This window comes from Pseudomonas oryzihabitans, from assembly GCF_032027545.1.
In the GTDB taxonomy this organism is placed as follows: domain Bacteria; phylum Pseudomonadota; class Gammaproteobacteria; order Pseudomonadales; family Pseudomonadaceae; genus Chryseomonas; species Chryseomonas oryzihabitans_F.
The window spans coordinates 230,648-243,600 of the sequence record NZ_JAVSJB010000004.1 but is presented as its reverse complement, the minus strand read 5'-3'; the positions used below and the strand labels follow the sequence as shown (position 1 = coordinate 243,600).

The following is a 12,953-nucleotide window of genomic DNA, read 5'->3' as shown; positions in this document are numbered from 1 at the left end:
GAACGCAATCCTTGCGCCAGGAACGCTACCGAAAGAGCGTTCAAGGCAAAAAATGGCCGCTTCTCGCCCACGCCTTCCCTCGTGATAGCTGATTCCGGGTGCTGACAGGCCAGCCGTGGCCGTCAAGCATCATGCAAAACGCAATGCTCCAGGCGTTGCACCTTGCAAGGTGCAAGTTCCTAGTACTCGTCGAAAAGTATTAAGTTATTGATTTATAAGTAATATTTTATTTCTAAAAAGCTGGCACGCAGTCTGCAATCTCCCTTGCAAGCCGGCCCCACGAGGGCCCACGGAATGCAGGAGAGACCCGATGATCAGCCAGACCCTTCGCAAGCACTTGGTAGGTACTGCGCTCTTCGCTTGCTTCGCCAGCGCCGCCGTCGCCGCTCCCCAGGGGCAGGACGTCAGCCGCGAGCAGGCACTCATCGACTCCACCCGCATCGCCGCCCAGGCCATGGTCCCTGCAGCCAAACCGCTGGCGAGCCAAGGTCGTGGGGAACTCAAGGCCATCCCCGCACAGTCCAACGGTGACCGTCTGGTAAAGCAGACCCGCTGGGTGTTCTGAGGAGATGGCCATGGCCTGGATGCTGCTGTTGATTTCGTTGTTCATCGCAGCCGCGGTCGTGAGTGTCGGGATGTTGCTCAGCGCCTTGATGATGGGTCGCGCGCTCAACCAGACGCACAACCTCAACGGTATAGATCTTGAAGTAACCGATGTGGAACCACGGATGGCGAGTCTGGACACCCAGGATATCGCTACTACAACCACTGCTCGCTGGACAGGTGCTGTCGTCCGCTGAGTGCACTTGCAATAAATAGGAGAAACACCATGCTGAGCTGGGCTATCACTTTCCTGATCATCGCCATCATCGCAGGCGTCCTGGGTTTCGGTGGCATTGCCGGTACCGCCACCAGTATCGCCAAGATCCTCTTCGTGCTGTTCCTGGTGCTGTTCGTGGTGTCCTTCTTCATGGGTCGTCGGCGTCCCTGACGCCAGCTTCCTGAAGGCTGGACAGGCTACCGGTCGTGACGACCGGTAGCCGAGGCGCTGTCATCGAACTGCAGCTTTAAGCCGGTTCAATTGACAACCTCGAAGTCGTCTCACCCGAAGAGACGCAAGGGCCACAAGGTCGGGACGCTCTGCAGTAAGGGCGCGTTCCAAGGGTACAGGGAGTACCTTCGCACTCGTAGCGGACTGGGCTGGATACGACTACACCCCTGAATTCGACCGACTTGGGCCATTGCCGAGGTCTGCCGACGTCAGGGGTGTCGTCGTTTTAGGCGCTCGGAAGGCACCGCGCGCTGGAAAACCGCTCAGCCCTGCCAGAAGGCATCCCACCAGGAACGCTCGCCGCGGACGTCTTCCAGTACCACCGTGCAGGTGGTCCCGGCGGCCAGCAGCACCCCATCCTCCAGGGGATCGAGGGCGATGCGCACTGGTACCCGCTGGGCCAGGCGCACCCAGTTGAAGGTGGGATTGACGTCGGCGGTGAGTTCACGGCTTTGCGGGTTGTCACGGTCGTAGATACCACGGGCGATGCTTTCCACGTGACCATGCAGGACCTGGCCACTCATCAGGCGCATCTCGGCGGCGGCGCCCACCTGCACATGGGGCAGCTTGGTTTCCTCGAAGTAGCCATAGACCCAGAACGAATGGGCATCGATGACGGCCAGTTTGGGTGCGCCGGCGGCGGCATAGTCGCCCTTGAACACCGACAGGTTGGTGACGTAGCCGTCGACCGGCGCCAGTACCCGGGTGCGCTTGAGGTTGAGGCGCGCCGCTTCCAACTGGGCCTGGGCCTGGCGCAGATCCGCCTCGGCGGCCAGGGCGGCGGCGCTGGCATCCTCGCGGTTCTCGCGGGAAACCACCAGGCTGTCGATGTCGGCGCGGCGACGGGCATTCTGCTGGCGCATGGCCAGGGTGGCCTTGCGCGCGGCGACCGTGGCTTCGGCCTGGTGGACGGCGATCTCGTAGTGTTCCGGATCGATCTGCAGCAGCAGGTCACCCTTGTTCACCCACTGGTTGTCGCGCACGGCGATCTCGGTGACCAGCCCGGCGACGTCGGGGGCGATGGTGATGACCTCGGCGCGCACCCGGCCGTCGCGGGTCCAGGGATCGTTCATGTAGTGCACCCAGAGCAGCCGGCCGAGGATCAAGGCCAGGGCGACCACCAGCAGGGTAAAGAGCACGCCGAAGAGTTTCTTGAGGATCATGGCAAAAGTCCTAGCGATAGACGCACAGCGCCAGGGCGCAGTAGAGGCAGGTGAAGAGGGCCAGGCGCAGCAGCGCCGGATGCCAGACGAGGCGATAGAGCCCCACCGCGGCGAGCACCCGGTCCAGCGCCCAGGCGAGCAGGGCGGCGACCAGGAACAGCACCGTCACGGTGGGCAGGTAGAGGCCGTGGAAGGCGATTTCACGCGGCATGGGTGGTCTCCTGGTAGCGGGCCAGGGGCCCCTGGGGATCGAGCAGGGCGCTGCGGATGAAATTCAGGTCGCTCTGCACCTGGCGCAGGGGCGATTCGTCGTAGGGCAATTCTGGCGCTTCGGTCACTGCGCTCACGGCGGTGAGGGCCGCTTCCACCGCCGCCAGGGCGCGGCGCAGGTTCTCCGCGTCGGGCTTGAGGAAGAGCCGCACCAGGGCGCGACCGAGCACACGGATGGCCTGGCGCCAGGGGCTGTGCTCGGCATAGTGCGGCGCCGCGGGCAGCCGCGCCTGCAGCTGGCGCAGCTCGATCACCGCGTGGCCGATCTCCAGCACGCTGAAGGCCCAACCGATCAGCCGTCGCTGGGCCTCGCCCCGGCCGGCGCTGACGCCATAGGCCTGGTTGAGCAGGTCGCGGGTCTGGCCCTCGAAGGTCGGGGCCAAATGGGGCAGCGGTGCACTCACTGCCCGTACCAGCTGCTGGCGCAGGTCGCGCTCGAGGCGCCGCCACAGCCAGGGACTGTTGGGCGGCAGCAATACCGCCGAGACCGCCGCGGTGATCACCATCGACAGCACCACGGCGATGCCGTTGTTGATGAAGGCGTAGGCATCGTAGACCGGCGGATTGTCGGGGATCGAGGTAAAGCAGAAGAACACCAGGCAGCCCAGGCCGTAGCCCAGCCAGCCCGGGCGCAAGGAGAGCCAGGTGCCGAGCATGAACACCGGCGCCAGGGCCAGCAGCAACAGTGGCAGGCCGGCGATCCAGGGAAAGACGAAGAAGGTCAGGAAGAAGCCCAGCAGCACCCCGCCGCTGGCGCCGACGGCCATCTGCAGGGCGGTGCGCTTGGGATCGGGCGAGGCCGAGGCCAGCGCCGAGACGGCCGCCGCGTTGAGCGCTAGCATGCCGCCGCTGGGATAGGCACTGGCGATCCAGAAGGCGCCGAGCACCAGCACCAGGAAGGCGCTGCGAATCCCGGTGACCGCCGCGCCGAAGGCATTGGCCTTGGCCACGAAGCGCGGCTTCCACTGTTCGCGACTATGCCGCGGCGCCGCCAGGGAGACATGGGTCTGCAGATAGGCATGCCATTGGCCGGTGAAGCGGAAGAGCAGCTCCACCGCGGTCTCGAAATCCCGCCGGTCCAGCTCGCTCAGCGGTGGCAGTTCGGCGCGCAGGGCGCGGATGCGGGGGCGCAGGGCCTGGTGCAGGGCCTCCAGCCGTGCGGCCGCCGCCGGTGCCGCGCGATCGCTGAGGGACTGACCGCGCCATTCCTCGAAGCATTCGAGCAGCGGCGTCCAGAGGCGTTCCAGCGCCTGCAAAGGCACCTCGGCCTCGCGTTCGCGCAGGCGCATCAGCAGCCGGCTCAGGGCATGCAGGCGGGTGGTGAGGCCCATGAACTCGGCATTGAGGCGCGCCAAACGCCCGCTGCGCATGCGCATGTGCGGGTCTTCGAAGGCGGTGGCGCTGCGCAGGCTCTCCAGCCCTACCGCTTCGGCGGCCAGGCGCACCCCGGCGGCTTCCAGGGTGGCGCGGTCGAGGCGGCCGCGCAGCACATCGGCGGCCAGGCCGGAGAAGACGCCCATGCGCCGATGGAGCGCCGTGCGCATGGCCGTGGTGCTGGTCTGCGGAAAGACCGCCGCGCTCACCGCGCCGCTGCAGAGCACCCCCAGGGTGATGGCCAGCACCCGCATCACTGCCGACATGAAGGCGGTATCGGCGTTCAGCGCCGCGGGAATACCGATCAGGGCGGCGGTGTAGCCGGCCAGCATGCAGGCGTAGCTGCGAAAGTCGCGGTAGCGCGCCGAGCCGGCCACGCAGAGACCTATCCACAGCGCCAGGAAGATCAGGAAGGGTACCCGCTCCTGGGCGAACAAGGCGATCAGCACCAGCATCACCGCCAGTCCCAGCAGGGTACCCAGCACCCGGTAGAAACTCTTGGCCAGCACCTGGCCGCTCTGCGGCTGCATGACGATGAACACGGTGATCACCGCCGAGCTGGGGTGCGGCAGCTGCAGGCGCATGGCCAGCCAGAGGGTCAGGCTGGCGGCGAGCAGCACCTTGGCCTGGTACAGCCAGAGGCTGCCGTCGCTGCGCGCCCAGGCGCCCAGGGCCTGGCGTAGCGGCGAGGCGGTGGCGGCGCTGGCGCTCATCGAGCCGCCCGTTCGACGGCCACGCGGGCCGGTACCAGGTCCTGGTCGGCGGGACTAGGCTCCAGCGCCGCGCCACCGCCGAGGGCGACCAGGGCATCGGCCTGGGCGGCCAGGCGCCGGGCGTGCACCTGGGCGGTGACGCGCTGCTGGGCGAACAGCCGGGTCTGGGCATCGAGCACGTGCAGGTAGTCGGTCAGGCCGCGGCGGAAGGCCTCGCGGGCGATGTCGTAGGTGCGCCGGGCCTCCTCGCTGGCCTGGTCGGCGAGGGTGGCCTGCCTGGCGGTCGAGTCGGCCTTGATCAGGGCATCGGAGACATCCTTGAGCGCGTCCACCAGGGTCTGGTTGTAGGCGCTGACGGCCAGGTCGTAGGCCGCCGATTCCGCGCCGAGGCGACTGCGCAGGGCACCGCCGTCGTAGATAGGCAAGGAGAACGCGGGACCTATGAAGGAGCCGGTCTTGGCGTGGGTCAGCATCTCGCTGAGGCGGCCCAGGGTGAGGAACTGGCCGACGTTGGCCACCAGGTCGACGTTGGGATAGAAGCTGGCGCGGGCGACGTCCACGCCCTTGGCCGCTGCGGCGATCTGCCAGCGGCGCGCGACCACGTCGGGGCGCTTGCCGACCAGTTCCAGCGGCAGGGCGCTGGGCAGCCGCGGCGCCGCGCCCAGGGTCAGGCGTGGGCGTTGCAGGGCGGCGCCGGCACCCGGGCCCTTGCCGGCCAGGGCGGCGAGCTGGTTGCGATCCAGCGCCAGGGTCTCGTCCAGGGCTTCCAGCTGGCGCTCGGTCTCGGGTAGCAGGGCGCGGGCCTGGCTCACCTCGAACTGGGTGCCGAGGCCGCCGTCCAGTTGCCGTTGGGCCAGGGCGGCCAGCTGGCGCTGTTGTTCCAGGGTGGCGGCGAGGATGTCGCGCTGGTCGTGGTGCAGGGCGAAGCCGATGTAGGTACGGACGATGTTGCCGGCCAGCTCCAGTTCGGCGGCGCGTACCTCGGCGGCGGCCTGGTGGGCCTGGTCCAGGGCCTGGGTGCTGGCATCGCGCTCGCGGCCCCAGAAGTCCAGGGCGTAGCTCAGCCCCAGCTCGGCGTTGTTGTTCCAGGTCGTGCGGTCGGCCAGCTCACCGGGACCGTAGAAGCCGTCGGTGGGCCAGCTGTAGCGCTTGAAGGCGCCCTTGGCCTCTACCTGCAAGGCTTCGCGGGATTCCGCCAGGCCGGCCAGGGATTCGGCGCGGCGCACCCGGGCGGCGGCGGTGGCCAAGCGGGGGTTGTCGGCCAGGGCGCTGGCGATCCAGGCATCCAGCTGGGCATCGCCATAGGCGCGCCACCATTGGCGCTCGGGCCAGGCCGCCTGGCGTGCGGCGGCCTGGATGGCGGCATCGGTGGCCAGGGCCTGATCGTCGAGACGCTGCGCCTGGGGCGCGTTATGACCGGTACTGATGCACCCGGCCAGCAGGGTCGCCAGAGCGACCACCGCCAGCGCGGGCCATCCTCTGCAAGGGGAAGGCGGCACGTGGGGGGTCCGTTTGCAACGAGGCCGTCCCTGGGGTGGCGCCGGTGGCGCGAGCAGGACGGCGGAATGGGCTGGAGCGCGAAGCGGGCATCCCGCAGGCGAACGGCCGGGCGGGATTACCATTAGGATGCTAACGATTCTATAAAATTCTCGGTGGGCCGATTAGGGCATCAGCCAGCGAATCTTTGTTTCACATACTGAAATAATGTGGAGAATGGCACTTTCGTCAGACTGTCGAGGCGGCATGGACACCCTGCACAACATGCGCGTTTTCGTCGCCGTGGTGGAAAGCGGCAGCTTCACCGGTGCGGCCCAGACGCTGCAGACCACCACGGCCCACGTCTCCCGGGCGGTGGCCCACCTGGAAACCCACCTGCGCACGCGCTTGCTGCACCGGACGACAAGACGCATCGCGCTGACCGAGGCCGGCCAGCGCTACCTGGCACGCTGCGAGCAGATCCTCGCCTACGTCGAGGAGGCCGAGGCCGAGGCGGGCCATGCCCAGGCCCGGCCGGAAGGCCGGCTGCGGGTGCACAGCATGACCGGTATCGGCCAGCACTACGTGATCCGTACCGTCGCGGGCTATCGCAAGCTGCATCCCGAGGTGCGCTTCGACCTGACCATGGCCAATCGCATTCCGGATCTCTTGGAAGAGGGCTTCGACCTGGCCATCGTGGTCGCCGCCGAGTTGCCCGACTCCGGCTTCGTCTCCCAGCAGATCGGCCAGACCTACAGCATCCTCTGCGCCTCGCCCGCCTACCTGGCGGAGCACGGCCAACCGCAGACCCCGGCGGAACTGGCCAACCATGCCTGCCTGAGATTCATCAGCCCGGTGGTGTCCTTCGACCGCTGGAACTTCGAGGGGCCCAACGGACTGGAAACCTTCCGCCTCGGCGAGACGCCCTTCCAGGTCAATGTGGGCGACGCCATGACCGAGGCCCTGCGCCAGGGCCTGGGCATCGGCGTGCTGCCGATCTATTCGGCGGTGGACGGCCTGCGCGACGGCAGCCTGGTACGGGTGCTGCCGGCCTATCGCCTGCAACGCCTCAACGCCTACGCCCTCTATGCCTCGCGGCAATACCTGGATGCCAAGATCAAGACCTGGGTCGCTTACCTGCGCGAGCAGATCCCCCAGGCGCTGGCGGCGGACGAAGCCGTGGTGCGCGCCGCCAGCGGACTTGTCTGACAATCGCATTGAGCTTCGCGGGGCGGTTGGACTAAGCTCGGGGAGACGGCGGTTAGGCCGCGGTCATAGTTAGTAAGCTATTGAAATATCGCCCGGTATCGCGGTCCTAGGGGCGACAGGACGGCTTCCTCCCGGCACGCTCCGCGGTCGTCGAGGTCCATGTCCCGAGTCGGCGGTCTCGCCGACGGACCGCCGTGCAGGACGGCCGGATCATGCAGGCGGTCGCGGACCGCCGTCAGAGTTTGTTCAAATCTCGCGAGCTAGAGGCAAACAGGGCAAAAATGGCTGAGGAAGCGGAGTTTACAAAGGGTAAATGAGCATTCCGAAGACATTTTCAACGCCGTTTGGCCGACGCGCAGCAGGCGTTGAACAGACTCAAAGCGCCACGGGAGTCCAATGAGCGCCCCAGCAGGACCCACTCTGAGATTCGCCGACCAGCCGCTCAAGGGTATCGCCCTGATCTGCCTGGCGGTCTGGCTGTTCGCTTCCCACGATGCCCTCTCCAAGTACCTGTCCGGTTTCTATCCGGTGGTCATGGTGGTCTGGGCGCGCTACCTCTCCCACACCCTGCTGATGATGGGCATCTTCATTCCCCGCTCGGGCCTGGCGGTGATCCGTACCAAGAGACCCGGATTGCAGGTGCTGCGGGCACTGTGCCTGATCGGCTGCAGCCTGTTCTTCACCACCGGGCTGCGCTATCTGCCAATGGCCGAGGCCACGGCGGTCAACTTCCTCGCCCCGCTGATGGTAACGGCGCTGTCGGTGCCGCTGCTCAAGGAAAGGGTCACCCGCAGTCAGTGGGCCGCGGTACTGGCCGGCTTCGTCGGGGTGTTGATCATCGTCCGGCCGGGCGGCCAGCTGTTCACCCCGGCAGTGCTCCTGCCGGTCTGCTCGGCGGTGTGCTTCGGCCTCTACCAGTTGCTGACGCGGCTGCTCAGCGGCATCGATAGCCCCACCACCAGCAACTTCCTCACCGGCATCATCAATACCCTGGTGCTGAGCAGCGTGGTGCCCTTCTTCTGGGAGATCCCTACACTGACCCATGGCTTCATGCTGGCGCTGCTCGGCTTCTTCGGCATGTCCGGCCACCTGCTGCTGACCCAGGCCTTCCGCTATGCGCCGCCGGCACTGCTGGCGCCCTTCAGCTATGGCCAGATCGTCACCGCCGGCATCATCGGCTACTTCGTCTTCGGCCACGTGCCGGACGGCGGCGCGCTGGTCGGCATCCTCATCATCTGCGCCAGTGGCCTGGCGGTGGCCTGGCAGCAGAGCCGCAAGAGCGCCAAGGCCAAGCCGGTACCGGCGCCACAGCCCGAGGCGCTGCCGGAGGTGGTGGCCGACGCCGCCGAGGGCACTCCGGCTCAGCGCAGCCCGTAGTCGGCGATGATCCCCAAGAGGATCGCCAGGCCCGCCCAGTGGTTGTGCAGGAAGGCCTTGAAGCACACCAGCGGCTCACGATGGCGGGTGGCGTGGAACTCCCAGGCGAAGCAGCCCGCCGCCGCGACCAGGCCCAGGTAGAAGGGCAGGCCCAGGCCGAAGCGGCCGCCGGCCAGCGCCAGGCAGAGCAGGGTCAGGCCCTGCAGGGTGGCGATGATCACCCGGTCGGCGTCGCCGAACAGGATGGCGGTGGATTTCACCCCGATCTTCAGATCGTCCTCGCGATCGGCCATGGCGTAGTAGGTGTCGTAGCCCACCGTCCAGATCACGTTGGCGACGAACAGCAGCCAGGCGGCTGCCGGTAACTGGCCGGTCTCGGCGGTGAAGGCCATGGGCATGCCCCAGGAAAAGGCCGCGCCCAGTACCGCCTGGGGGTAGTAGGTGTATCTCTTCATGAAGGGGTAGAGCGCCGCCACGCCGAGGGCGCCGAAGGACAGCCAGACGGTGGTGGCGTTGGTGCAGAGCACCAGGCCGAAGCTGACCAGCACCAGGGCGGCGAAGAGGATCAGCGCCTCCTTGGGCGTGACCCGGCCGGTGGCCAGGGGGCGCTGCTTGGTGCGGGCGACGTGGCCGTCGAAGTGGCGATCGGCGAAGTCGTTGATCACACAGCCGGCCGATCTCATCAGCACCACGCCGAGCACGAAGATCACCAGGTTCTTCAGGCTCGGCACGCCTTCGGCGGCGATCCACAATGCCCAGAGGGTCGGCCAGAGCAGCAGGTAGATGCCGATGGGCTTGTCCAGCCGGGTGAGCTGGACGAAGTCGCGGATACGTTCGCTGCGCGGGCGCGTGGCGATGACCCGGGCGCTGGGTTCGGGGGTGCGCGGTGCGACAGGGCGGCGATCACGGGGGCGGGAAGCTTTCTTTTTCATCGGACGGCTGCATGGCGAAGGGCCCGGCGATTATAAGGGCCCTGCCGCGGCGATGGAGCGATCAGGACTCGTGTTCGGCGTGGGGCCAGAACGCCGGCAGGAATACCTCGCTCACCAGGATCGCCAAGGGCGCGCGGCGGAACACCGAGCGGCGGGCCCAGCAGGCCGTGGACTCGGTATTCTCGGGCAGCCAGGCCTGGGGATAGCGACAGGCCTCCAGCGGCCCGCGGACGAAGGCCGGCGCCTGGAACAGCCAGTGGCCGAGCGGGCGATCGCCCAGCGCCGCCAGGTCGAAGTCGGCCGCCTCCAGGGCCTCGCGCGCCGCCACGCTGCGGGCGAACACCCAGGCTTCCCCCTTGCCGCGTAGCCAGACCTCGCGGACCCAGCCAGGGCTGGCCAGGGGAACGTCCAAGGCCTGGCACTCGTCCGGGCGCAGCGCTTGCCAGCCCTCGGCGATCACCTCGACGGCGAAGTGGTCGTCGCTGAGGGCGGTGAGCCGTTCGGTGAGGGAGCCCCGGTCGGCGTAGAGCCAGCCCAGTGGCGCCTCGGCACAGTCCGGCTCCGTGCTGGCCGCCGCGCGGGTCAGCCAGCGTGGTGCGCCGTCACAGGCCCCAGACATTGCCCAGGGTGCTCAGCAGGGAGGGCTGGGTGCCTTGCTTGCCGAGGTAACCCAGGATCACCTGGGCGAACTGGGTGGTCATGCCGCTGTTCATGCCCAGGGCGTTGAAGGTCTTGTCGACGTCCTGGCGGCTGTCGACCGAACCCAGCAGGCTACCCAGCGGACTCTGCTTGGCATCCTGGCCACCGCCGCCGAGCAGATTGCCCAGGCCGCCGAGTTGCGCCAGACCGCCCGCGGCGTTGGCGCCGGCGAGCTGGTCCAGCCCCGGCACCGCCTTGGCCAGCTGGCTGTAGTCGTTGCCCACCAGCTGGTTCTTGGCCAGGCCGAGCAGGGCGCCGGTGCCGCCCACCGCCTGTTGCGGGGTGACGTTGAGCTGGGTAGTCAGGGCCTGCAGTAGGCCCTGGGCCTGGGGCGTGGCGGCCGCGGCGGCGGTGGCCTTGGCGTTGTTGTTGCCATTGGCACTGTTGTAGGCGTTGACGGCGTCGTTGAGATTGAAGGCGAACACCGGGCTGGCGGCGAGCACCAGCGGCAGGGCGAGAAGGGGCAGACGCATGAGCGGACTCCAGCGATTTTCTTGAAAGGTCACAGGATAACCCGGCGGCGATGACCGCAGACTGAACGGCGTCCCTGCGCGGACCCGACGCTGCGGTTATCATCGCCGTTTTGCCGGGAGAACACCGATGCTCAACGGGTTGTGGCTGGGCTTCTTCATCGTCGCCGGGATCAGCGCCTTCGGGCAGTGGCTGGTAGCCGGCAACGCCGGGGTCTTCGCCGCCATGGTGGAGAGCCTGTTCGCCATGGCCAAGCTGTCGGTGGAGGTCATGGTGCTCCTGTTCGGCACCCTGACGCTCTGGCTCGGCATCCTGCGCATCGCCGAGAAGGCCGGCCTGGTGGACGCCCTGGCGCGGCTGCTCGGCCCGCTGTTCGCCCGCCTGATGCCCGAGGTGCCGCGCGGCCATCCGGCGCTGGGGCTGATCACCCTCAACTTCGCCGCCAACGGCCTGGGCCTGGACAACGCCGCCACCCCCATCGGCCTCAAGGCCATGCGCGCCCTGCAGGAGCTCAACCCGAGCAGCACCACGGCGAGCAATGCGCAGATCCTGTTCCTGGTGCTCAACGCCTCCTCGCTGACCTTGCTGCCGGTCACCGTCTTCATGTACCGCGCCCAGCAAGGCGCGCCGGACCCGACCCTGGTGTTCCTGCCGATCCTGCTGGCGCACACCTGCGCCAACCTGGTGGGGCTGCTGTCGGTGGCCTTCATGCAGCGCCTGAAGCTCTGGGACCCGGTGGTGCTGGCCTGGATCGGCGGCGGCGCCCTGGCCTTCGGCGCCTTCGTCGCCTTTCTCTTCACCCTGACCGCCACGGCGCTGGCCGGGCTGTCGTCGCTGCTCGGCAACCTCACCCTGTTCGGCATCATCCTGGCCTTCATGATCCTCGGCGCGCTGCGCAAGGTGCAGGTCTACGAGGCCTTCGTCGAAGGCGCCAAGGAAGGCTTCGACGTCGCCAAGTCGCTCTTGCCCTATCTGGTGGCCATGCTCTGCGCGGTAGGGGTGCTGCGTGCCTCCGGTGCCCTGGAGGCCATCCTCGAAGGCATCCGCCACGCAGTGACCTATCTCGGCTGGGACACTCGTTTCGTCGAGGCCCTGCCCACCGCCCTGGTCAAGCCCTTCTCCGGCAGCGCCGCCCGCGCCCTGCTGATCGAGACCATGCAGACCCACGGCGTGGACAGCTTCCCGGCGCTGGTGGCGGCCACCATCCAGGGCAGTACCGAAACCACCTTCTATGTGCTGGCGGTGTACTTCGGCGCGGTGGGCATCCAGCGTGCTCGCCACGCGGTGGGCTGCGCCCTGCTGGCGGAATTCACCGGGGTGACGGCCTCGATCCTGGTCTGCTACTGGTTCTTCGGCTGAGAGCAGCTAATAAAACTACTGCGCGTTCGCCAAACGGGCGCGTGCAGTGCTCGGAATCCTCATGTACCACTCGTACACTCGTGCGCGAGCTCGGTGCGTTTCCTGCGCGCCGCGCGCACCCGTCTGACAACCGCTCGCTACGTTTTCTTAGCCGCTCTGGTCCTTGTGCTCCGGCTCGAGCATCCACACATCCTGCACCATGCGTCGCTGCCGGCGTGAGGTCAGCTGCTGGGTCTGCCAGTCTTCGGCGATCAGGGCGCAGTAGGTGCCGTCGTGCTGGCCCAGACGAAAGCGCCGGCGTACCCCGATGGGATCATGATCCGAGCCATAGAAGGCCACGGCGCGGATCTCCAGGCCCTCGAACACCCAGCCCTCGGGTGGCCGATGGTTTTCCAAGGCCAGGCCGTTGTGCTCGGCGGCGCGGCGGATCAGCCCCTGAAAGGTACCGATATGGGTGAAATCACCGGTATTGAGCGGGCCCTGGTGGGTCGCCTCGCCCAGCACCAGGTCGGGATCGAAGTCATCCTGGCCACTCTCGCGGATATCGGTGACGTCGGTGAACAGCGTTCCTCTGTTGGTCTTGAGGATCACCGTGAGCTGGTTGATGAACACCGGTTCGGCGCTCATGTTCGACAGCAGGCAGAGGGCGCCCACGCCCTTGCCGGCGCCGCGGTTGATGATCAGCCGCGGCTGGCGCTGGCGCTTGTAGTTGTTGAGCAGCAACTGGGCGTAGAGAATCCAGACGGCCAGGGTGCAGCACTGGGCGAACAGGGTGAGAACCTGGGAATTGTCTTTCAACCACTGGAACATGGTGGGGTACTTCGCGGACGAGGAACCTCATCGGAAAGACCGTTCGGGT

At 67.4% G+C, this 12,953-nt stretch carries 14 protein-coding genes and 1 other RNA gene; 7 read left to right on the top strand and 8 right to left on the bottom strand.

Translation table 11 applies throughout. The annotated features are described in order from the left end of the window. Positions 1 to 310: 310 nt before the first annotated feature. From RND78_RS08480 to RND78_RS08470, 3 genes are read left to right on the top strand one after another with little or no spacing between them, the layout of a single operon-like run. On the top strand, positions 311 to 565 hold the full coding sequence (locus RND78_RS08480; protein WP_059228505.1) for a hypothetical protein: 255 nt from the start codon (positions 311 to 313) through the stop codon (positions 563 to 565). A 10-nt stretch (positions 566 to 575) separates the two neighbouring features. Beyond that, the gene (locus RND78_RS08475) at positions 576 to 800 is read left to right on the top strand and encodes a hypothetical protein (protein WP_312727705.1); all 225 of its coding nucleotides are present in this window, start codon (positions 576 to 578) and stop codon (positions 798 to 800) included. Positions 801 to 829: 29 nt separating this feature from the next. After that, positions 830 to 991 (top strand): DUF1328 domain-containing protein, encoded by a 162-nt coding sequence (locus RND78_RS08470; protein WP_007160206.1) that lies wholly within the window; start codon positions 830 to 832, stop codon positions 989 to 991. Between the two features lie 323 nt (positions 992 to 1,314). On the opposite strand, the gene RND78_RS08465 is transcribed toward RND78_RS08470, so the two are convergent. Genes RND78_RS08465 through RND78_RS08450 form a run of 4 tightly spaced genes read right to left on the bottom strand, consistent with a single transcriptional unit; the run spans position 1,315 to position 6,070 of the window. After that, positions 1,315 to 2,214: an HlyD family secretion protein gene (locus tag RND78_RS08465; RefSeq protein ID WP_312727703.1), complete on the bottom strand. Its 900-nt coding sequence runs from the start codon at positions 2,212 to 2,214 to the stop codon at positions 1,315 to 1,317. 10 nt (positions 2,215 to 2,224) lie between these two features. Next, entirely contained in the window at positions 2,225 to 2,425 is a 201-nt protein-coding gene (locus RND78_RS08460) for a DUF1656 domain-containing protein (RefSeq protein ID WP_058761794.1), read from the bottom strand. Then, positions 2,415 to 4,571, bottom strand: coding sequence for an FUSC family protein (locus RND78_RS08455; RefSeq protein ID WP_312727701.1), 2,157 nt, complete (start codon positions 4,569 to 4,571; stop codon positions 2,415 to 2,417). The genes RND78_RS08460 and RND78_RS08455 overlap by 11 nt, the downstream gene beginning before the upstream one ends. Continuing rightward, complete coding sequence (locus RND78_RS08450) at positions 4,568 to 6,070, bottom strand: efflux transporter outer membrane subunit (RefSeq protein WP_312727698.1); 1,503 nt, start codon at positions 6,068 to 6,070, stop codon at positions 4,568 to 4,570. The genes RND78_RS08455 and RND78_RS08450 overlap by 4 nt, the downstream gene beginning before the upstream one ends. A gap of 244 nt (positions 6,071 to 6,314) precedes the next feature. On the opposite strand from RND78_RS08450, the gene RND78_RS08445 reads away from it, so the two are divergent. Further along, a complete protein-coding gene (locus RND78_RS08445; protein ID WP_312727696.1) occupies positions 6,315 to 7,256 on the top strand; it encodes a LysR family transcriptional regulator in 942 nt (313 codons plus the stop codon). Between the two features lie 396 nt (positions 7,257 to 7,652). Beyond that, positions 7,653 to 8,633 (top strand): DMT family transporter, encoded by a 981-nt coding sequence (locus RND78_RS08440; RefSeq protein WP_312727694.1) that lies wholly within the window; start codon positions 7,653 to 7,655, stop codon positions 8,631 to 8,633. Here RND78_RS08440 and ubiA read toward each other — a convergent pair. The 3 genes from ubiA to RND78_RS08425 all read right to left on the bottom strand — a co-directional run bounded on the left by ubiA (position 8,618) and on the right by RND78_RS08425 (position 10,737). Then, positions 8,618 to 9,565 carry a 4-hydroxybenzoate octaprenyltransferase gene (gene ubiA / locus RND78_RS08435; protein ID WP_312727693.1) on the bottom strand — a complete coding sequence of 316 codons (948 nt, stop codon included), beginning with the start codon at positions 9,563 to 9,565 and terminating at the stop codon, positions 8,618 to 8,620. The two genes, RND78_RS08440 and ubiA, sit on opposite strands and share 16 nt — an antisense overlap. Before the next feature lie 61 nt (positions 9,566 to 9,626). Continuing rightward, entirely contained in the window at positions 9,627 to 10,184 is a 558-nt protein-coding gene (locus RND78_RS08430; protein ID WP_312727692.1) for a chorismate lyase, read from the bottom strand. Further along, the gene (locus RND78_RS08425) at positions 10,168 to 10,737 is read right to left on the bottom strand and encodes a DUF2780 domain-containing protein (RefSeq protein WP_312727691.1); all 570 of its coding nucleotides are present in this window, start codon (positions 10,735 to 10,737) and stop codon (positions 10,168 to 10,170) included. The genes RND78_RS08430 and RND78_RS08425 overlap by 17 nt, the downstream gene beginning before the upstream one ends. A 127-nt stretch (positions 10,738 to 10,864) precedes the next feature. Between RND78_RS08425 and RND78_RS08420 the strand changes: the two genes are divergently transcribed. Continuing rightward, positions 10,865 to 12,094: a nucleoside recognition domain-containing protein gene (locus RND78_RS08420; protein WP_312727689.1), complete on the top strand. Its 1,230-nt coding sequence runs from the start codon at positions 10,865 to 10,867 to the stop codon at positions 12,092 to 12,094. A 61-nt stretch (positions 12,095 to 12,155) separates the two neighbouring features. Next, positions 12,156 to 12,247, top strand: a non-coding RNA gene (locus RND78_RS08415) — sX9 sRNA. Here the strand turns inward: RND78_RS08415 and RND78_RS08410 are convergent. Next, the gene (locus tag RND78_RS08410; protein ID WP_059228482.1) at positions 12,242 to 12,904 is read right to left on the bottom strand and encodes a hypothetical protein; all 663 of its coding nucleotides are present in this window, start codon (positions 12,902 to 12,904) and stop codon (positions 12,242 to 12,244) included. The two genes, RND78_RS08415 and RND78_RS08410, sit on opposite strands and share 6 nt — an antisense overlap. Positions 12,905 to 12,953: the final 49 nt, after the last annotated feature.